We start from the raw sequence: 18,897 nt of genomic DNA, 5'->3' as shown, positions 1-18,897 counted from the left end.
AAGCACGAAAAAAGCGGTGTCACATTGGGAGTGTGTACACCGCTTGAGTTTTTACCAAACAAACTAATTATGCTAACGCAAGAAACACGCCAAAAAACCAAATACAATATAAAAAAACGGTTACTTAAGCTTCCAGGCGAATATTATAAAAACCGTTACCAGTTGTGTTTATTGATCGGAATCACCGATAGAACGCTAATAAGATGGATTGAAACAAAAATCGATCAGCATTTTAGCATCCCTACAGACCAGTTCTACGAAATAGCCGGTTTCCTTGATTGTAATCCTACAGACCTAATTAACATGCCTGATGAAAGATAATTATAACTCCGATCTGTACAAATCAGTCTACAACTCTGATGCCGATGAAGTGCTTTTAAAAAAAATTATAGAGTTACAGAACACGATCGATACTGCAAAAATGAGCCCAAACAAAAGCTCAAAAGCTATTGAGTTCTACGAAAGTGTCATAGCTACAATGAAATATGCCTGGGCGCAACTGGTAGAACTTGAAGGCGTCCACCTAAAAAACAAGTTCCTCAATACTGAAAACGGCTATTTGAAATGCATGGTCAGTGATTTACAACAGGAACTAAACAAATATAGAACGGTCGAAAAACTGGTCGTAACTGGAGAATTGGACGAAATCGTAAAAGCAGTAGATAATTACCTTAAAAATAGAAAGCCAAATGAGCAATAGAGATATAGAGAGCGAAGAAATAGACCTACTGGAACCGGAATTAGAGGAAGGGGAAACACTAAGCCCGCACGACATAAAATTTTGGAAAACAACTTATGAAACCAATAAGGAGACAGGAAAAGCAAGGTTAAAAAGCATCACCATCAACAAACTAAAATTATTGAAGGTATTTTTTCTTTTAGGTTTCCGTAGGTTAGATATTGACGATCAGTCAACTTTTATTCGGATCGAAAATAACAGGGTAATTAAACGGATCAACATTAACCAGGTAGTTGACACATTCTTCGAGTATCTGGACGAAAAGGATTATTGGTTCGACGACGAAAAGTCGCTTAACCTCGATATGATCAAGGAAAAATTTATAGCGAGCCCCGGCAGTTATTTTAAGGAGGATAAATTGTACAGGCTTAACCTGTTTACAAAAGAAAAAATCGTATTTAACACCGATACACTTACCGAAAAGTTTCTCTATTACAAAAACGGCTATGTCCGCATTACCAAAGCTGGTGTTGATTTCAATGACTACAGTAAGCTTGATAAATACATATGGGAAAGTGAAGTATTAACGCGCAATTTCACCTTTACAAAGTACGATGACAGTTATGTAGGACAGTTCGTTACCAAAATATGCCAAAGTGAAGCGTCAGATATTAATGAACGTATTAAAGCCTTAAAAATAATTATGGGCTATTATATGCACTCTTTTACGGATTGCAAATTAGTTTCACTAATGCTTACCGATAGTAAAATCAGCGATGAAAATGAGGCTAACGGTCGTACGGGAAAATCGTTATTCTGCAAATTGATCGGCTACATGTTAAGTAAAAATCCCGAAGACCTTTCAGTGAAAACGTTTATTGATATATCAGGCAAAAATTTCGATCCGAAAGAAAAACACCGTTACCAAGATGTAGGCTACGAAACTAAAATAGTTGTGCTTAATGACTTGAAAAAATATTTCGATGTAGACTGTGTTTATAATGATGTTACTGAGGGTGTAACTGTAGAGCGCAAAAATATGTCTCCCTATCGCGTTAAACTAAAAATGATACTTACTACCAACAAAACTGTCAAAATTGAGGGAGATAGCTCAAAAGACCGTTTCTTAGAGTTCGAGTTTTCAGACTACTTTAGCAAAAGGCGTACCCCGGAAATGGAGTTTAGACACTGGTTTTTCCGTGATTGGGATGCCGATCAGTGGGCGCAATTTGATAATTATATGATTAGTTGTGTTCAAGATTATTTCGTCGCTGACTGTAAGCTCATGGAACCGGAACATATAAACCTTAATGCACGTAAGCTTAAAGAAAACACGGCTGTTGTATTCCTAGATTATATGAGCGACTTAAAAATACAGTTCAACCAGTGGTACAATAAAGCCGATTTGTTTAACGGATTTATTAAGCGATACCCGGATTATGATAACCAAAAATTCAAACAAATGCACTTTACTGGATGGGTTAAACTTTACACCAAATACATGCCGGAGTTTGAAGAGTTCAACAAAGAACGGGATGAAAAAAGGAGTGATGATGTAATCGAAATGATGTTTAGAAAAGCTTCCAATGTGGAAGATGAAATAATGTAATTATGAGAGTTCTATTAGCATGTGAAGAATCAAAAAACCGCAAATGTTGAAAACTTGAATCAACAAAATTTAAATGATTTTATCCACAAATTGCAGCACATAATACAATCTAATCAAACCCACTACAAAATTAGTCAAAATACTAGTAAACAGGTATTTAAAATGAAACAGAAAAATTAAAGTTACTAATTTAGCAGGTTTTTATTATGACAAATCGTCGGTGAAAAAGTTTGATTATAATCTATTTTATGCACAGTGTAAGAACACTTACATACGTTAAGCCAATCGATTACTTATATTTGAATAATAAAAAAGGGTTAACCCTGCCAGGTTAACCCAAATATTTTATAATTTAATTTCAAAATTTATGGAATCGAACGAAAGTCGAAACGGGGTCTCAGGCCCCCCACAAATGTTGATCAAAGGTAACACCTTTGATCTTCACAAACAAGAGGTCTTTGTAACAATTGGCAAAGATTTAAAAAAAATTTTAGCCATGTTGATGTATTTGCTTCAATTGCTTTACATGCTGCTAGAATTTAAAGCCCTGATACCGAAATTATTTTAGGTATCAAAATCATTAGCTTGACTAAAGTTAAACAAGAAACGGCCATAAGTTTAAAACCTATGGCCGTTTTCTTTTATTAACGCTCTCAATACAATAGTAGTAAAATTAATTAACCTGGGCAACCAAATCGATCAAAATATCGGCATCTGCTGCCGTAAACTGATCAGTGTTAAAATCTACCCGCCATCCCCCAATTGATTGATGGATTGATCCACGATAAAATTTATCTACTAAAATGTGGTAGCCACTGCCACCACCATTTGGTTGCGAAAGCTCGACATCCTTTATTTCGTCTCCGAAAGCTGCTTTAAATTCAATCTTGCTCATAAAATTTTTATTTATTACCTGTAAGAACACTTTTTTTTTGAATAAGTTTTTTGCGTGCCTCTCCCCTACCGGAGAGGTTTTTTATTATATATAATCTACTCCTTTCCATTTCGAGGAAATATCAATATTTAACGTCGTTTTCTATATATACTATTCCCTTATTCCTAAACGTAGTTAAGAAAAAGTAAATCAATTAGTTAAGTAAAACAGTATATATTCCAAACCTATTCCGAAACTGTTCCGATATATTCCGTTAAACAGTGATGCCGGAATAGGTAAAATTACAAATAGGAATTTTTCGGAATAGCTACGGAACACCTTATTTTTCGTAACTACCTGATTATCAAATAATGGGAGAGCAAAACACCTAAAACGGTACAATTTGACCCCCACTTTGTAAATGACAGTCGCTGTTGTCAGCAAACCAACTTTAAACCACGTTTACATAGTTCCATCTTTGTAATGTTGGTACTCCCAATACCAAACCAAACAAACTAAAAAACTAATGCAATTAAACGAAAACAGCAGTTCGGAAGAAACTTTTGCTAATGTGATTTCCGTTGTTACCGATCGGGTGCTTGGCATTGATTTACCAACACCGCAACCGGCGAAACAACCTCGCAACCAGCATTTAAAAGTGGATGAACCGAAAAACAAACAATTTACAGCCCGCTGCACAGAGAGCGAACACGAAGCCATTAGCGCTGCAATGGCAGCCAACGGATGTACAGATATTGTTCGTTTGATGCTGTTTTCGATTAATCTGCATAAGAGAGACCTTTTTTCATCATTCAAAATCAAATAAATATGGGCTTAGGTAGAAAAGCAACAACAACTCTTATGGAAAACGACCAAAACCAAGAAAACAATAACCAGGACTTAATTATCCTTGAAGATCAGGACACAAAACTTATCGATGTTGCCGATATGGTACCGGTAGATAAAAACGAACTTGAAGAGTTAATTGCCCAGAACTTACAGCAGAAAGAAGAAATAGGCGCTTTAGTGGGCTTGTTCTTAAATTTCATCCCTCTGTTTAAGGATGGTGTTAACCCTTTATCGTTGGTTTCACTTATTCCAAAACTGATAAGTGATCCACAAATTAAAAACCAGGTTGCTGCAATATTCCCGATCATCGAAAAATACAGTTCATAATGGAAAGCGTAGATTTAGGCAATGTCCTGAGCAAAAAAGTTCAGGTAACCCCGATTACAGTATTGGATGAACCCGCCAGTAATTTAGTGATGGATGATCCTGCACCGGTCGAAGTAATCGAACCCGAAGTGATTGAGGATCGCCCAGAACCCGAACACGGTTACATGCCTCCTGATCATATTGCGGAAACCATAGTTAACTGCCTGGATGGGCTACAATCGTGGATCATTCCGATTGCCCGTAAAAAAATGTTTTTCACCGATCGCGAATTGGAGTTATTGCAAACGATGGACACTACCGGCGGCACTGTCTACCCTAAAAACAGCCCCGAAACCACGGTTATGGATAAGCTTTTGAAACATAAAGAAGTTATCAAAATCATTCCCTTTGATGAAGGCGAAAAAAGTAGGCTGGTTGCATCCACTGCCCGTTATGCAGAAACTACCGAAATGAAGGTTAGCCCATTATCGGGATTGATGCTTGCATACGGTGAAGTGTTTTTAAAAAGGGCGGCAATATTCGTAAACGATTAAATAAACACCATGAATAAAAGATTTATTATCGGCGCTGCACTTTCTGCGCTGATGTTTGGCGGAGCGGGTGCATCTGCTGCAACCACTTCAGTCGGAACCTATAAGGAAATGAAGTCTGGAGCAATTGAAACCAGACAACAAAGGCATCAACGCGTAGTTTTTCAAGGTGGTGGTCTGGATTTGATCGAACAGGGAGCGCCAGGCTTATCGCCAAAAGCATACGGGCTGCTAGTTGGGAATGGTGGCAGTAAACGCAGCAATAGGTTGCGATACAGCCACAATGCCAAATTAAAGAGACGGTGCAAGAATTAATTTATCAATCAATAATTGGGCTTTTGTTAGGGATAATTTTAGGTTCAATTGTCGTAAACAGGGAATAGTCATGATTTTGGCACTAGCAATTTTTATTGTTTTCATCTTTGCCCTAATTTTTTGGGATGATATTATGATCATCCACTGTAATTGGGGATTAAGAAATTTTATATACGATCACCTTTACAACCTGTATTCGGTACTTATAAAAATATTCAATTTATGAAACGATTACTTTTTGGCGCCATAGCCGGTTTTAGCGTTGCTGCAGTCTTTTTTCCTAGGATGATCCGCAATATTTTAACTGAAAACAGGCTTTTGAGCGACAATGCCCACATCGAACGCCATAAAAAAACAATCGCAATGATTACCAAAAATAAATTAACCGATGAAGACTACAGAAACCGTTATCCCAACAACACTTAAAGCATTTGGCCAGGAATGGTGCCTACAAGGTGAATTTTCCGATTTGGATGAAATGGAAGCTAATAAAGCCCGATGGGTTAAAATTGGACACAAAGCCATGATCAAAAAAACGAACAGATTATACGTAACCAGGTTCAGGCAATAATGGAAAGGGATTTACATTACAGCGCTATCGTTGTAGGCCGTAAAGGCGTGGGTAAAAGCACTTATATGGCAAAAACCGCACTGCAATATCCTTCCGATTCAAAGGTGCTTATAATTGATGTAAACGGGTCACCCGCCTACAACAGTTTTAAAACAATTGAACCTAACCAGATCAAACTATTCCGTAGCGGTCACGCAAAAATTTTAGGCACCCCGACTGATGAGACCTTAGAAATAATCGCCAGGGATTTCAGGGGCGGATTAATTGTTTTCGAGGATGCAACGAAGTATATTTCGGGAAATGTTAAGCCAAATATAAAAAGGTTTTTGGTTGACCATAGGATGTTCCAATGTGATCTTATTTTCGCGTTCCACTCACTTAAATTTGTGCCTCCTTTCTTTTGGTCGATGATCGCTTACTGTACAATCTTTAAAACGGCTGAGGTATTTAATAATAAATATCAGGATCGTATTCCCGACTTCGAAACCATTAAAAAAGCATACGATAAAGTTAAAGCATCAAAAGATATCCGGTTCCATATAACCGTTGAAACATCAATTTAATTTACATGGGTTTAGAGGCTCAATTCACAATTAAAGCATATAGCAAAAAGGAGCTGCACGCACTTTACAAGGTCTCTGCAAAAACTTTCCGTGCCTGGATTGAGCCAATTGTGGATTTAGGCTGCTATAAAGGCCAAAAATATACACCGGCACAGGTCGAAAAATTAGTATTTCATTTAGGTAAACCATAAAATCAAGAAAATGAGTAAAGAAAAAAGTAATTCAACCAGCAACGGAATTGGATTTTTAGGGCTACTGACAGTAGCTTTCATTGTTTTAAAACTTTGTAATGTTATTACCTGGTCGTGGTGGTTGGTAACCATTCCAATCTGGGGCACAGTTGCCATTGTTGCAGCAATCTGGTTGCTGATAATTCTGGCATCTATAATCTTTACATAATCTATGAAAACACCTGACAACGATCTTTTTGGCAAAACGTTTTTCACGGCAAAGCTAAAAGATTCTGACGATTCGATATCAGGGTTTTACACGCGTGATAACGATGAAAACAGAAGTCCGGCGATAATCAACCCGGATGATGGTGTCTTACACCACATTAAACGCGAAACTTTGGAAATGTACATGGGCGGTGAAAAGTTCATAAAAATATAACAAGCCAACACAATAAAAAAAGCCTCCAAATCGGGGGCTTTTTTTATGCCTGAAAAGTCCCATAAAGTCCTTTGCGTCCAATTGAAAGCACATAAGTCCCTTTACTGTTACCCAAGGTGTTAGGCTGGCGTAAACTTGTAATCAAATAAGCAAAAAACTCAAACCAAACACTTAAAAAATGGGACTTTCCATCGACAAAAAACAGGCCGCAACAATTGTGGTAGCAACGGTTGTAGCCGCCGTTATTATTTTTCTCCTTAATAAATGGCTGGTAAAAAAAGTAACAACCGCAAACGGTGAAACTGCCAGTTTCGTAGGCCACCCATCAGTTGGTTATATCTAGGCCAAAAACCATTCATTTCTAAAAAAAACAAACAAACTAAAAAATCACAAACACTAAAAAAATGAAAAAGAATATTTTTGGCGGTAAAGCCGCTCTTGCCTTCGCTGATCCACGTTTCGTAAATCACAACTATAAATCTGCCGAAGATTTAGAGCGTGAAGCCGGCGACCTTTCTAATTTCCACGGTGGTGGTATCGGATATGTAGGTCAAGGTGACCAGTTCCTGGATTTCGCCGGAAGCGGTGTTTCACTGGCATCAGCTGCAAGGAATGCAAAACCGTTTATTGTTACCTTTACAAATGCCAACGCTGCACCACGTGAAGCCTTGATCTGCCCTGGTATGATCCGAGACGCTGTTGGTTTAATGAAAACGGGTGCTTTTAATGATACATCTGGCAATGCCGGCCTATCAGGTCAATCAGGTTCACCAGGTTCCATTGAGTATTTCAACGCATTTATCGATAAATTCCCATCATTGGTTAGCGGTATCAAGATTGCAACACAGAATTTAGCGCAAATGGATCAGGCGCTTACATTGGTAAAGGAATCACCGTTCCAGAACCATTCATCAATGGTTATAACGCCTGGTATCTATGCAAGCGAAGGAAACTTTAACACAGCTATCTTAACGATCCCTACACCATTTTATTTAACAAATGAACACAAAGTTAGGTACACCGTTTTAGGCAGCACAACTGTTGTTATTACTTTAATGATCGGTGTATCATTAAATGTCGCAAAGGCTTTACGATCGAAAGTAGACACAGCAAAAACCAATATTGAAAACGCAGGTGGTGCAGCTGTAGTTTCTAAGTTTATCGGGTAGTAAATCCTAAATGGATACCGCAATAATCAAAATAGTTGCGCAGGAGCCACAGAGCGTCGCGCAACTATTTAACCTTTACGGTTACGATATGCCGGTAACACCTCGTAACCTGCAAAACCTGTTAAAACTTTACGGAACAGAACCTTTACCGATCAGTAATGCCACCGGTGATGAAAAACCAAAGAAATCTTTTGCAGAAATCATGAACATGGTAGCAAGTGGCACACAGACACTTGCAAAGGTAATTTCAGCAGTCAAAGGAAATTCAACGAATATCGTAAACGGCCAAAATGTAAGTGTCTCGGTTGATGGAAATCAAACCGGCGCTACAGAAAGGGTTTTCGGCATAGACCGAAAACTGTTTATCATACTGGCAATACTGTTATTAATTCTCGTAGGCGTTCTACTATTCCGTAAAAAACAATGACAGGCTGGGCAAAAGGGATAACAAAAATAACCAGGGTAGCCGATTTGGGCGCTACACCTGCAAGGGTAAACCGCCGTACCGGTGAAATGTTCCTAAGTATCCGCCACATGAAAGCGATGCCAAAGGAACACAGGCTGTTTGTAATGCTGCACGAAAAAGCACATGTAGAACTGCAAACTACCGATGAAGTGACTGCCGATGCAAAAGCTTTTAAGGAATATGCCGATCTGGGCTATTCCTTAAATCAATCGGTAAAGGTATTGACCAGTGTACTGAACGAGGATAATCCCGAACACCACTGGCGCATGTATCTACAGCTACAACGGGCAAAAGCTTACGATTACAGCCATTACGGCAACAAGAAAATTTATAAAAATGGGTAACACATCTTTATTGAGCAAGAAAAAAAGAGAGGCCAAAAATCAATATGGCCTCTCTAATACACCATTCGGAAAGGTAATGTCACCAGAGGAAGCGCAAGCAACGTTTGCGGCAAATCTGCCGACTTCTGCCGAGATCATTGCAAATGGCCCATTGTACAATCCGTTGAACCTTCCCGAAGCGGAAGTAAAAAAAATGAACGCTTTGGGCGTTACTGCGGTCGGTGCTACAAATATCATTACCGCGAGTGAGGATGACGACGACGAAAACCAAGATACTGACGCGTTTTATTACGATGACAACAATATTTTCTCTTTTACCGGAGAAAAGAACCGTGGTAGAAAACCAAACGCTGACCTTTCGAAGTTACCGGCATCAAAAATTCGGGTAGCCAAACCAAATGTTAAAGTCTTATCTGATAAGGATGGTAATGATTTCGAATATTTGGGACAATGGAACGGCGATCTTTCGTTTTTAGATGAAGTGGCCAAAAATATTGCGCCACCGCCCGCGGGATCATTTCTTTACCGCAAACCAAGCGGCGCAAGATTGGCCGACAAAATCAAAATGGATTATTACATCGGCCTCGATCCTGACAAATCCGATTTCTTTATCGGCCTGCAAGGAAATCAAATATTTAAGCCGATAGGCCACAAGTTTGTAAATGAACCGGAAATAAGCAATTTCTCATTCGGCAACGCTGGCATTCTGGGTAATAATACGATTGCTCCAATGGGGCAAACATTTGGCTTCACCCCATACAATGGAAAGCAGACACCTTACAAGGTGAGTTCTATGAGTACCAATTTCGGAAACCTATCCTATTCAAACAATATCAAACCAGTTGGTTTAGGTGCATTTTATAATCCTGTGGCCATCGGGAATCCTTTAAGCTTTAATGCTGCTGGCAAGCCCAAAACGAGTGATCCGACGGAGGAAACCAGTAACGGAACACCAGGTACAGGTTTTGAAAAAGTTGCCAACGGTATCGCCGCTATTGCTACTGCCGGTGCAGCTGTTATAAATGCGGTAAAAAGCAACAGGCAGCCAAACCTTTCTGTAGGAGCAAGTAACGGCGATTTAGCCGGCTACATTGCTTCACAAAATGCAGGTGGCGGTTTTGGAGCAGGTGGTTTTGGTGGATTTGGTACCGGTGGCTTTGGCGAAACTGAATATGGTAGCGATGGTGAATCTTACCAAACACTGCCTAACGGACAAAAAGTTTTAGTCACCTCTAACGGATCAAAATCAAATACACTTCTTTATGTCATTGCGGCAATCGCGGTAGCCGGATTAATCTTTTACTATATCAAACACAAAAAGAAGCCATGACAGTGCCAAAATTAACCGATTTAAACAAGTTTATACTTCCGGTAATTCTTTTGGCCGCTGTAGTGTATTTCATCTGGAAAAACGGCAAAAAAGCAGGCCTAACAATTATACCGGATGTCCCGTACATCGATGATCAGGGAGTAATGACAAAAAACTTCAACCCGAATACATTGGCTGAAGAGCTGTTCGATGTTATGGATGGCCTATTCACATTAAGCGGTACTAAGGATGCTGTATTCAGAAAGCTTTACGAATTACCGACCGACAATATGGTTATTGCCGTTTACAATGCCTTTAATACAAAATATGGCTCGAAAGGCAGTGGATCATTAACCAAATGGATTAGCGATGAAGCATACTACAACTATGGCCTGGGATATAAGGACAAAGCTATTAAACGCCTCAAAAGTTTACGATTACAATAATTAAGAACCTTTTAACAAACACTCAAAATGTCAAACAACACAAAATACCTGATCATTGCTGCCGTAGTAATTGCAGCTGGTTATTTCCTTTGGAAAAAATATTCGTTGGTTAGAAAAGTTGCCTAAGATGGAAACCAAAGATACCAGCGGAGCTATTGCACTAAGCCTACTGATCGTAGGTGCGATTGGTGCAATAGTCTACCTTTTTTTAAGGAAAAAGAAAGGCGAAACTGACGTTGCTGCAGCTGCAAAAACAGCACCGATAAACCAGTCTGTGGCCGCAAAGATCAATGCAGGTTTCAGCACTAATATGAGCAAATCGAGCGATGACCAGATTAAGCAATACGCTACCTGGCTTGATAAGATCGAGGAAATTGTAAATAAGATGAAGGCCGGTAGTATCAAAGCTGCCACACCTGAACTGATCTATAATACCAGAACGATCATGAACCTGGGTGATGATAGCTTAAGAAAAACCGTTCAGCGCTGGGAAAGCATCAGAAACCGCAAAATAAGTAGCCATGCTGCATTCAACAATCAAGGAAGTTTCTACGATGACAGTGAAACCGTACCAGGGCTATTGAGCAGATTAATTGAACTTAACCTAATCGGATAATGAGCGTAATAAGTGATTTAGTAAACAAGGGCGAATTGCCCAAAGTAACCGTTGAGGTTAAGATCAGTAAAGAAAATATGATCGACCTGGCAGCTATTGCGGTAATTGCCGCATTGGTTGTTCTGTTGATCAGCCGTACACTTTTAAAGAATCTGTAAATGGATATTACCCGTAAAAAATATATCGAAAGTATTAAGGATGCAGTAATTACCGCTACATCAGGAACTACATTGTTCCCATCAGTGATGCTGGCGCAGGCCGCGTTAGAGGGCGGTAACGGTGCATCAGTATTAGCTAAAAAGTACAATAACCATTTTGGCATTAAGGCATCGGGATCATGGAAAGGATTAACCGTAGTAATGCCTACAACAGAATATGTCAAAGGTGTTGCTATCAAAGTTCAAGCGACTTTTAGAGCGTACGCATCACTGTTAGACAGCTTCTTAGATAGAGTAAATTTCTTGAAAGTTAATTCAAGGTATGCGAAAAATGGTGTTTTTTCTGCGAAAACTCCCGAAGATCAGGCAAAAGCTTTACAGAAAGCTGGTTACGCAACTGATCCAAATTACGCCAACCTAATTATAAATATCATTAAGACTTACAACCTTAAACAGTACGATACAGCGGAAGCAAAAACGGAAGCTGTAAGTAGCGTAAAAAAAAAGGCATAACGGTAATTGTGGTCGTTTTAGCAGCAATCCTGGCAACATACATCATCTACAGAACAGTTAAAAAATGAGACCTTCCGAAAACGCAATACAGGCAATAAAGAACAGGGAAAGATGCAGTTTAGTTTCTTACCGATTACCTGGTGAAAAACACTATACTATTGGTTGGGGGCATTATTGCGATAGGACACCGGCATTAGACCGTGCAGGTGCAAGAATTTCCCAGGCACAGGCAGATGCCTACCTGGTTCAGGATGTCGAAGAAAAAACTGCCTATCTGAATACCATCTTAAAAACAGAAGTAAGCCAAAATTTGTACGATGCGCTTGTATCTACTTTCTATCAGTACAACCCAAAGAATCTTTATTTAAGGGGTATTGTTCAGGCCATAAACTTAGGGGCATCTGTTTCAAGGGTTGCAAAAATGCTTATGGCGCTGCCATCAAACAAATACAACAAAAAGGCCAGGAAGGTTGATGCGCTTTTAGCCACAACCGGCCAGGTGTACCACATCGATAACATCAAAGTATAAAACCAAACAAACTATAAACCAAGCAGACTTAAAAATGGGCGTAACCAAGCATTCACCGGTGTATAATAGGGAATCGGTTGCGCCCGGTCTCTTTTAAAAATCTTAAAAATGGGTTACATAGGCGAAGAAACAATCGGGGTATTACCACCGGCCATACCAGCTGACGAAATATCTGCACCAGAAAATTACGTTCCCGCACAATTAGGAAACAAAGGTATCGTCGGCGTTACCAATACAACTTTTTTATTAAACACGAATGAATCAACACCCGCGGGCGAAAACAAGGTAATGAAGCTGCACCAGGGCACCTATGCAAACTCTGCCATAGTGGTACTGGAAGCGGCAGAGGGCGCGGCTCCAAATGCGATTATCGCACGCCACTGGCAGGATGGTAGTTTACCTACGCCTACCGACGGTTTGCCGATGACACATTTAAGTATTTTCGAAATCGTTGGAACCGAAAATATCCGTCGTTTCAGGATCGTATCAGCCGATAACAAAGCACACAAAGTTCAGGTTCAATATTTAATGTAATGGAATACAATAAAAAACGAGTTTATCAGATACCGGTCTTTAATACCGGTGGTGGTAACGGTTCACCTGGTGACGGTGTGTTATTGGCCTCTGATCTGGGCGACTGGTTAGACCTGCCGGAAAAAAGCCTGAATATCTTCGACGAGCAAATCAATATTCAGTATAAACTTGATATGATGAGTTATCCGGACAAGGCTATTTTGTTCCTTGCAGGGCAATTTGGCGTTAAGTCGGATTTCGTAGGCTCTGAACTCATTTTGGGTGTATTGCCACTGAATACGAGGCCAAAACACAAGTTAAAACAAAATTTCACGTGCCAGTCAACAGAATGCTATTTGGTAATAGAACTTAACGGCGAAGTAAAATTGCAGGCCGTTTCTGGTGATCTTCCGGTAACTATCGGAGTTTCCGAACCTGATCCGTATTTCATTAACGTTGATTACAATCCAAAAATCGAAGATGACAACGGAACCGTCTTTACTGCAACCAGATCGCAGAACTTTACGCGCAATAATTGTGGTATCGGTTCAACCGGATCATCGGTAACATTCGAAAAAACCTATACATCAACGATCAGCCAGGTTGATGCAAACAACCAGCGGGCGAATGATGCGAATTTTGCGGCAGAAGGCCAGGCATGGGCAAACGATCCTGCAAACGGTGCTACATGTTCTACATTGCCGTCATTTTCTGCACAAAGATCGCAAAGCTTTACACGTAATAATTGCGCTTCCGGAGAAACTGGCTCATCTGTGCCATTTATAAAAAACTATACCGGTTCAACCCAACAGGCCGCAGATGATGCTGCCGCTAATGATCCTAACTTTGCAACCGAAGGACAGGCATTTGCTAATGATCCGGCAAACGGCGGAACATGCAGCGTTCCTGCACAGCGTTACTACGCCCAGAGGACACAAAGTTTTACCCGAAACAATTGTGGTGGAAATGCAACCGGATCAGCGATACCGTTCACTAAAAATTACCAGTCCGACATTAGCCAGATTGATGCTGATAATAAGGCCGCAAACGATCCTGATTTTGCAACCGAAGGACAGGCGTTTGCGAATGATCCTGAAAACGGGGCAACTTGTACAGTTAACTTCCCCAAATATTACCTTACGTTAAGCGGTGGTGTTGGAGAAATCCGTCAAATCTCGGTGGCTTTAACGGATGAAAATGGTGATGAGGTAAGTGTAAGTGAAGGGATACGTTTTACATGGAGTGGTGTTCTTAACCCTTTAACGGGAGACATTGATCCGTCAAACATTGGTGGAACGCGGACACTTGCAGCAGAATCAACCTCGCTAAACCTTTATTCATATTCTTCAAATACACATTACGTAACAAACTTAGTTATCACGGTTCCTACGCCAAATGTTGTTGATGGGCATGATATTATTTCGCAATCATAATTATGAAAAATAGATATTTAAAATTAAGCGATGCAAAAACAGTGTCGTACCAGGTTAACCCAATCGGGGTAAATGAGGTTTCTATTTACATGGAAAATTCGGGCGTGATCAACCAGGTTATTTTATCGGGCGCCCACACAGCTAAACTTAAAACCGGATTGACAGGCACTTATCCTGTAGGTGAGCAGTCCTACCCTTTCACTTACAACGCGGGCGACCGTGTTTTTGTCTCATTCACTTACGATGATCTGATGACAGCATCCGCAAACGTTAAACTTAAATGCACAGATAATTAATTATGGCAACTTATAACTGGTCATTGAGACCGAATGTACCTAACAGATACAATCTGGTTATTGAAGACACACCAGACAATGTGAGGCCGAATAATGCTGTTTATATTGCATTATGGGGCAATGACATTACGGGCAACGGTAGCCGGATGTACCCGTACAGAACATTTGAATTTGCTAGATTTATCAGTGCAACTATAATAGTTGGAAGTGGCGTGTACAGGGAAATTGCAAGAATAGGAGGCCAGGGGTTCGCTGATGGTGATGTAGTTATCGACAACACAATAAATGGAGAAGATTTAACTGTAAGGCCTAATGGTTTTATACTCAAAACAAAAGATGCTGTAAACTTATATGAATCCGGTTTTTGTACTCTATTTTCTGCGAGAAACATTTATTTAAATGCGCCAAATTCCATCCATCATAATGTAATTTCTTGCAGAGGCTCTATTTTTGGGGATGCAACGAATATTATGAGCGTAACGTCTTCTGGCAATAACACTTTCATTAGTTCTAAAATCAATCCAGGCGGTAGCACTCCTGAAAATCCTACAACATATATGAGTTGCTTTTATTTCTCAATATTTGATGGATGCGATTTTACACTCCAGTATTATGGAGCTACAGAATTGCCACCAATTTGGGACTACTGTTTGTTCCATAATTGTAGGTTTAGAATGCTCCAATCCGATGACTATGTTGAGATTAATAATAAAGTAGATTTACTGGCATTTATTAAAACCGTACACCCTAATTATATAGGCCTTACCAACTGCGTTTTCGGAGACCCTCAGTTTAACAACCCAAATGTTGGCGATTATAGTCTGTCCTTTAACAGCCCAGCCAAAAACGCAAGTTATTTCGGTACATACGTAGGTGCTTTGTCCCTAGGTTATCCGATTTTGGCCCGCGCAGATGAAACACAAGGTACATTTAGGTTTAGTAGTGCCGTAAACGTTACGATTGGAGACAATGAAATCAAATTAAACAATAAAAATTTAGATGCATCAATCGAAACTAAGGTAATCCCTAACCTGATACAAAGGGAGTTGGCCGTAGCGCCTATTTATGGTTTCATTGCTGATAGGAACGGTCATTATATCGATAGTATCGCCGACCTTGCAACTACCGTGGTAACAGCAAGTGAAGCCCTGAAGCCAAATACCCCTTACATCGTCGAAGGTTCTGCTATAACTTATGTAAATGCTGTAATCCAGCCTGGTGAAAGGTTTACCACTACCGATGTAACATCATATACAACTGAGCTGGCAGGAGTGTGCAGGGAAATTACAGAAGCTCCACAGCGACATACAATTGAGGCACGGTTTAGTGATGGTGAAGCCACTATTTTGGAAGGTAGCCCGCTAACGCCTACTTACTGGTACTATGTGACAGGAACAATCAATTACAATGGGATTGATTACACCGACAAGACTTTTGAGGCAATAGACTCAAATGCTTTCATCGGTGCCGGAACAGTGATCGAGGCTATGAAAGACCAAGCCTACCAGCACTATGAGCCAAATGTTAAATTTAAATCGAACAACATTGGTGATACCAGGTTGGGTAAGATCATACGCGGTAACGGTGATCCTGATTACGAACGTGGCACAGGAAAAGAATTCCCGATCAGTGCCAAATTTATGCAGGTAAAATATACTATCCGTGTAAACAATTTAAAACCTTAAAAATGTATATCGTTCAATCGGGGGAAATATCGCCAGACCGCCTATACGAAGTAATAGGAACCAAAAGCGTTATCTATAACGGAGAAACCTTTGATACCGGCGATAGCTTTCGGGGCGTTTACGGGATTACAGATTTTTCTTACACTGGTAGTGGATCAGAACAGTTGACGGAACTTTCGGAGATAAGGGGTAGTTCGATCCTTTTTGAAGTATCCGATGGGGAACGCAACTTTGAGATTGAACAAACTTCCGTACAGGGTATGTCGATGATATTTGAACTTAACAATGAAGAAAAAATTGTACAGGAAACAACCGAAATAAAAGGCATGAGTATTACCCTGGCAGACTTTCCCTATTATGCGTTCCAATGGACAGAAACAAGATATTTATAAACCAAACAAACCAAACAATGAAGAATGACAACTTATCAATCGGTAACCTGGTTGATCGCGCCACTTCCAAAACACCAAGCTTTTGGAAAAGGTTCCAGAAATACGCCGCTATCGCCGGTGTCTTAGCCGGTACGGTTTTAACGGGCGGCTTTGCCGTACCGGCAGCTGTTACTACTATTGCAACAATTGTTGCGTCAATGTCCGGTGCCGCAATCACTATTGCTCAGTTAACGAAGGAGGATGCAGCCGATGACAGCGCCGAACCAGCAAAATAAGCTTATCGCCTTTTTACCCTACCTGCTTTCAATCATCACGTATTTTGGCGGTTCTTATATCAATTCATTGAATTATACCGATAAAGTCGATAACCTGATCACCACGGTAAACACTATGAACCAGAAGATGGATAGTAAAACGGAAAAGGATAACGCAATAGATAAGCGCGTAAGCAAAATCGAATTTTACCTTTTCGAGTATAAAAAGCCGGTCGAACAGACCGTTACGGTAACACAGCAAAACTGATCGAAAGCCACCAATATGGTGGCTTTTTTTTGTTTAATGCCATAAATAACGATGAGAGCTCACATCGTTATTTATGGCCATGACTGCCGGCGTTTAAAAAAAACATACACAAATACCGGTCATAACACCGGAAATGACTATGATGGCCAACATAGTCAATTTTGGCGTTATGATCAGGATCTCATAGCCGTTTCTGTCTGTGAGGTCCCGAAATTAAATTGAAGGCGCATTATCGAAAGCCGTTAGATCGGCAATAAGCCCCAACGATTTTAGATAAGTGTCCGTTTCCTCTAAACTTGAATGCCCCAACTGTTGTTGCAGGCTCTTTATGTCGATACCTGCACGGTAATGCTCCACGACACCGGTATGCTTCCAGCTATACAGCGTGTAATCACTTCCAAAATCCAGTTCTTTTACAATTGCAGAATGGATTTTGCCAGCGAAATTTTTTGACAGCGTTTCGCTGCCCGGGCGCAGATTTTTACCAAAAACATAATCATTGCTTTTTGCCTTTTTCAGATCAAGCGCCTGTATAACCTCTAAAAAATTGAGTGAAAGCCTTACATAACGGATTTTGCGGTTTTTGGTGATGTTTGCGGGCATTACTATTTGCCGGTTTTTAATATCGACCATATTAACCCTTAACCGGCCGATTTCTGCCGGCCTGATGAAGCCATAAAACATGAACTGTACAAAGTACCACAACCGGATATTTTTTCCGGTTATGACCTCTTTTAAGGTTTTTACCTGGTCTGGATCGTACGCGATGTTTTTTCCGATTTCTTCCGGTTCCTTTTTTATGCCTGCCGCGGGGTTGGCCTCGATCATCTTACGTTCGACCATCATACCCAGCATTGCCTTTATTGCCGATCCGTATTTGTTCCTGGTAACATTGTTCAGTCCGTTTGCCTGTTTGTAATCCAAAAAACCGATTACATCCTCTTTTTTTAACGAATTGATCAGCCATTTTTCCCATCCCTGGACTTTGCAGTAGGCCAAAAAAAGATTGGCGATTGATGAGTAACTGTTAAAGGTAGCCAGGCGCCGGCTGTTTTTAATTGTCTGAATAATGATTTTGAATGCCTGACTTATGGTGTGGTCATTACGCAGGTTCACGGCAATAATTTTCTGTTCCGCGTGCTTTGCTTCATGGATATGGAACCCGTTTGAAAGGAGTTTGTTTATTTCCCTTATACGGGTCTCTGCAAAAGCCCTTTTTTCTTTGATGGTCTTTTGTTTATCAACTTCATAATCGCGTTTCCGCACCAATATACCCTTTTGCGCATCCCATACATAGAAAACGATATACCAGCGAAGGGTTTCGCTTTCGATCAGTCGGGCAGGTTTATAGGGAGGTTCTGGCATTTGGTTTAGATCATCAATTAGCTTAAATCTGTCCTTTACTGACGCAACGATTGCCGCAAACAATAAAAAACCGCCTTCACATATATGTAAAGACGGTTTTGGGTGGCTGATGGGGCTCGAACCCACGACCCTCGGCACCACAAACCAATACTCTAACCAACTGAGCTACAGCCACCGTGTTTTTTGATGTCACAAAAGTACGACTTTTAATA

At 40.3% G+C, this 18,897-nt stretch carries 32 protein-coding genes and 1 tRNA gene; 30 read left to right on the top strand and 3 right to left on the bottom strand.

Annotated features, from left to right (window positions below; genetic code table 11):
- The first annotated feature begins 69 nt into the window (after positions 1 to 69).
- The 4 genes from ACTJKC_RS15090 to ACTJKC_RS15075 all read left to right on the top strand — a co-directional run bounded on the left by ACTJKC_RS15090 (position 70) and on the right by ACTJKC_RS15075 (position 2,856).
- The gene (locus ACTJKC_RS15090; protein ID WP_440793119.1) at positions 70 to 321 is read left to right on the top strand and encodes a hypothetical protein; all 252 of its coding nucleotides are present in this window, start codon (positions 70 to 72) and stop codon (positions 319 to 321) included.
- Complete coding sequence (locus ACTJKC_RS15085; RefSeq protein WP_440793117.1) at positions 311 to 700, top strand: hypothetical protein; 390 nt, start codon at positions 311 to 313, stop codon at positions 698 to 700. Before ACTJKC_RS15090 ends, ACTJKC_RS15085 begins: the two co-directional genes overlap by 11 nt.
- Positions 690 to 2,288 carry a hypothetical protein gene (locus ACTJKC_RS15080; protein ID WP_440793115.1) on the top strand — a complete coding sequence of 533 codons (1,599 nt, stop codon included), beginning with the start codon at positions 690 to 692 and terminating at the stop codon, positions 2,286 to 2,288. Before ACTJKC_RS15085 ends, ACTJKC_RS15080 begins: the two co-directional genes overlap by 11 nt.
- Before the next feature lie 367 nt (positions 2,289 to 2,655).
- Positions 2,656 to 2,856: a hypothetical protein gene (locus tag ACTJKC_RS15075; RefSeq protein WP_440793113.1), complete on the top strand. Its 201-nt coding sequence runs from the start codon at positions 2,656 to 2,658 to the stop codon at positions 2,854 to 2,856.
- Positions 2,857 to 2,961: 105 nt separating this feature from the next.
- Here the strand turns inward: ACTJKC_RS15075 and ACTJKC_RS15070 are convergent, their stop codons facing one another.
- A complete protein-coding gene (locus ACTJKC_RS15070) occupies positions 2,962 to 3,183 on the bottom strand; it encodes a hypothetical protein (protein WP_440793111.1) in 222 nt (73 codons plus the stop codon).
- A 505-nt stretch (positions 3,184 to 3,688) separates the two neighbouring features.
- Between ACTJKC_RS15070 and ACTJKC_RS15065 the strand changes: the two genes are divergently transcribed.
- The 26 genes from ACTJKC_RS15065 (at position 3,689) to ACTJKC_RS14940 (ending at position 17,320) form a co-directional block, all read left to right on the top strand.
- Positions 3,689 to 3,988 carry a hypothetical protein gene (locus ACTJKC_RS15065; RefSeq protein ID WP_440793109.1) on the top strand — a complete coding sequence of 100 codons (300 nt, stop codon included), beginning with the start codon at positions 3,689 to 3,691 and terminating at the stop codon, positions 3,986 to 3,988.
- Between the two features lie 35 nt (positions 3,989 to 4,023).
- Positions 4,024 to 4,338, top strand: coding sequence for a hypothetical protein (locus ACTJKC_RS15060; RefSeq protein WP_440793107.1), 315 nt, complete (start codon positions 4,024 to 4,026; stop codon positions 4,336 to 4,338).
- On the top strand, positions 4,338 to 4,871 hold the full coding sequence (locus ACTJKC_RS15055; RefSeq protein WP_440793105.1) for a hypothetical protein: 534 nt from the start codon (positions 4,338 to 4,340) through the stop codon (positions 4,869 to 4,871). The genes ACTJKC_RS15060 and ACTJKC_RS15055 overlap by 1 nt, the downstream gene beginning before the upstream one ends.
- Positions 4,872 to 4,880: 9 nt before the next feature.
- A complete protein-coding gene (locus ACTJKC_RS15050; protein WP_440793103.1) occupies positions 4,881 to 5,183 on the top strand; it encodes a hypothetical protein in 303 nt (100 codons plus the stop codon).
- 222 nt (positions 5,184 to 5,405) lie between these two features.
- Positions 5,406 to 5,609: a hypothetical protein gene (locus ACTJKC_RS15045; RefSeq protein WP_440793101.1), complete on the top strand. Its 204-nt coding sequence runs from the start codon at positions 5,406 to 5,408 to the stop codon at positions 5,607 to 5,609.
- Between the two features lie 144 nt (positions 5,610 to 5,753).
- Positions 5,754 to 6,317 (top strand): hypothetical protein, encoded by a 564-nt coding sequence (locus tag ACTJKC_RS15040; protein ID WP_440793099.1) that lies wholly within the window; start codon positions 5,754 to 5,756, stop codon positions 6,315 to 6,317.
- A gap of 5 nt (positions 6,318 to 6,322) precedes the next feature.
- Positions 6,323 to 6,508 (top strand): hypothetical protein, encoded by a 186-nt coding sequence (locus ACTJKC_RS15035; RefSeq protein WP_440793098.1) that lies wholly within the window; start codon positions 6,323 to 6,325, stop codon positions 6,506 to 6,508.
- A gap of 10 nt (positions 6,509 to 6,518) precedes the next feature.
- Positions 6,519 to 6,716 (top strand): hypothetical protein, encoded by a 198-nt coding sequence (locus ACTJKC_RS15030; RefSeq protein WP_440793096.1) that lies wholly within the window; start codon positions 6,519 to 6,521, stop codon positions 6,714 to 6,716.
- 3 nt (positions 6,717 to 6,719) lie between these two features.
- On the top strand, positions 6,720 to 6,929 hold the full coding sequence (locus ACTJKC_RS15025) for a hypothetical protein (protein ID WP_440793094.1): 210 nt from the start codon (positions 6,720 to 6,722) through the stop codon (positions 6,927 to 6,929).
- 178 nt (positions 6,930 to 7,107) lie between these two features.
- Positions 7,108 to 7,272 (top strand): hypothetical protein, encoded by a 165-nt coding sequence (locus ACTJKC_RS15020; RefSeq protein ID WP_162799892.1) that lies wholly within the window; start codon positions 7,108 to 7,110, stop codon positions 7,270 to 7,272.
- 61 nt (positions 7,273 to 7,333) lie between these two features.
- Positions 7,334 to 8,098: a hypothetical protein gene (locus ACTJKC_RS15015; RefSeq protein WP_440793092.1), complete on the top strand. Its 765-nt coding sequence runs from the start codon at positions 7,334 to 7,336 to the stop codon at positions 8,096 to 8,098.
- A gap of 10 nt (positions 8,099 to 8,108) precedes the next feature.
- Positions 8,109 to 8,525 carry a hypothetical protein gene (locus ACTJKC_RS15010; RefSeq protein WP_440793090.1) on the top strand — a complete coding sequence of 139 codons (417 nt, stop codon included), beginning with the start codon at positions 8,109 to 8,111 and terminating at the stop codon, positions 8,523 to 8,525.
- A complete protein-coding gene (locus ACTJKC_RS15005) occupies positions 8,522 to 8,908 on the top strand; it encodes a hypothetical protein (protein ID WP_440793088.1) in 387 nt (128 codons plus the stop codon). The genes ACTJKC_RS15010 and ACTJKC_RS15005 overlap by 4 nt, the downstream gene beginning before the upstream one ends.
- A complete protein-coding gene (locus tag ACTJKC_RS15000; RefSeq protein WP_440793086.1) occupies positions 8,901 to 10,238 on the top strand; it encodes a hypothetical protein in 1,338 nt (445 codons plus the stop codon). The genes ACTJKC_RS15005 and ACTJKC_RS15000 overlap by 8 nt, the downstream gene beginning before the upstream one ends.
- On the top strand, positions 10,235 to 10,663 hold the full coding sequence (locus tag ACTJKC_RS14995; protein WP_440793084.1) for a hypothetical protein: 429 nt from the start codon (positions 10,235 to 10,237) through the stop codon (positions 10,661 to 10,663). The genes ACTJKC_RS15000 and ACTJKC_RS14995 overlap by 4 nt, the downstream gene beginning before the upstream one ends.
- A gap of 127 nt (positions 10,664 to 10,790) precedes the next feature.
- Positions 10,791 to 11,279 carry a hypothetical protein gene (locus tag ACTJKC_RS14990; RefSeq protein WP_440793082.1) on the top strand — a complete coding sequence of 163 codons (489 nt, stop codon included), beginning with the start codon at positions 10,791 to 10,793 and terminating at the stop codon, positions 11,277 to 11,279.
- Positions 11,279 to 11,437 carry a hypothetical protein gene (locus ACTJKC_RS14985; protein WP_162799893.1) on the top strand — a complete coding sequence of 53 codons (159 nt, stop codon included), beginning with the start codon at positions 11,279 to 11,281 and terminating at the stop codon, positions 11,435 to 11,437. Before ACTJKC_RS14990 ends, ACTJKC_RS14985 begins: the two co-directional genes overlap by 1 nt.
- Positions 11,438 to 11,950: a glycoside hydrolase family 73 protein gene (locus ACTJKC_RS14980; protein WP_440793080.1), complete on the top strand. Its 513-nt coding sequence runs from the start codon at positions 11,438 to 11,440 to the stop codon at positions 11,948 to 11,950.
- Between the two features lie 64 nt (positions 11,951 to 12,014).
- Positions 12,015 to 12,479, top strand: coding sequence for a glycoside hydrolase family protein (locus tag ACTJKC_RS14975; RefSeq protein WP_440793078.1), 465 nt, complete (start codon positions 12,015 to 12,017; stop codon positions 12,477 to 12,479).
- Between the two features lie 108 nt (positions 12,480 to 12,587).
- Positions 12,588 to 13,013 (top strand): hypothetical protein, encoded by a 426-nt coding sequence (locus ACTJKC_RS14970; RefSeq protein ID WP_440793076.1) that lies wholly within the window; start codon positions 12,588 to 12,590, stop codon positions 13,011 to 13,013.
- Complete coding sequence (locus tag ACTJKC_RS14965) at positions 13,013 to 14,425, top strand: DUF5977 domain-containing protein (protein ID WP_440793074.1); 1,413 nt, start codon at positions 13,013 to 13,015, stop codon at positions 14,423 to 14,425. The genes ACTJKC_RS14970 and ACTJKC_RS14965 overlap by 1 nt, the downstream gene beginning before the upstream one ends.
- A gap of 2 nt (positions 14,426 to 14,427) precedes the next feature.
- Complete coding sequence (locus ACTJKC_RS14960) at positions 14,428 to 14,721, top strand: hypothetical protein (protein ID WP_440793072.1); 294 nt, start codon at positions 14,428 to 14,430, stop codon at positions 14,719 to 14,721.
- A 2-nt stretch (positions 14,722 to 14,723) separates the two neighbouring features.
- The gene (locus ACTJKC_RS14955; RefSeq protein ID WP_440793070.1) at positions 14,724 to 16,406 is read left to right on the top strand and encodes a hypothetical protein; all 1,683 of its coding nucleotides are present in this window, start codon (positions 14,724 to 14,726) and stop codon (positions 16,404 to 16,406) included.
- Positions 16,407 to 16,408: 2 nt separating this feature from the next.
- Positions 16,409 to 16,798, top strand: coding sequence for a hypothetical protein (locus ACTJKC_RS14950; RefSeq protein WP_440793068.1), 390 nt, complete (start codon positions 16,409 to 16,411; stop codon positions 16,796 to 16,798).
- Between the two features lie 17 nt (positions 16,799 to 16,815).
- Positions 16,816 to 17,073, top strand: a complete 258-nt coding sequence (locus tag ACTJKC_RS14945; protein WP_440793066.1) for a hypothetical protein — start codon at positions 16,816 to 16,818, stop codon at positions 17,071 to 17,073.
- Positions 17,048 to 17,320 carry a hypothetical protein gene (locus ACTJKC_RS14940; RefSeq protein WP_025142756.1) on the top strand — a complete coding sequence of 91 codons (273 nt, stop codon included), beginning with the start codon at positions 17,048 to 17,050 and terminating at the stop codon, positions 17,318 to 17,320. The genes ACTJKC_RS14945 and ACTJKC_RS14940 overlap by 26 nt, the downstream gene beginning before the upstream one ends.
- 213 nt (positions 17,321 to 17,533) lie before the next feature.
- Here ACTJKC_RS14940 and ACTJKC_RS14935 read toward each other — a convergent pair whose 3' ends face one another.
- Both ACTJKC_RS14935 and ACTJKC_RS14930 read right to left on the bottom strand, forming a co-directional pair.
- Positions 17,534 to 18,685, bottom strand: coding sequence for a tyrosine-type recombinase/integrase (locus ACTJKC_RS14935; RefSeq protein ID WP_440793064.1), 1,152 nt, complete (start codon positions 18,683 to 18,685; stop codon positions 17,534 to 17,536).
- A 101-nt stretch (positions 18,686 to 18,786) separates the two neighbouring features.
- Positions 18,787 to 18,860 (bottom strand) — tRNA-His (locus ACTJKC_RS14930).
- Between the last annotated feature and the right edge of the window lie 37 nt (positions 18,861 to 18,897).

Origin of the sequence: Pedobacter sp. 22226 (assembly GCF_052045455.1) — a bacterium.
Classification (GTDB): Bacteria; Bacteroidota; Bacteroidia; order Sphingobacteriales; family Sphingobacteriaceae; genus Pedobacter; species Pedobacter jeongneungensis.
Note: the sequence above shows the minus strand (reverse complement) of the source record. Positions and strands in the feature narration are given on the sequence as shown.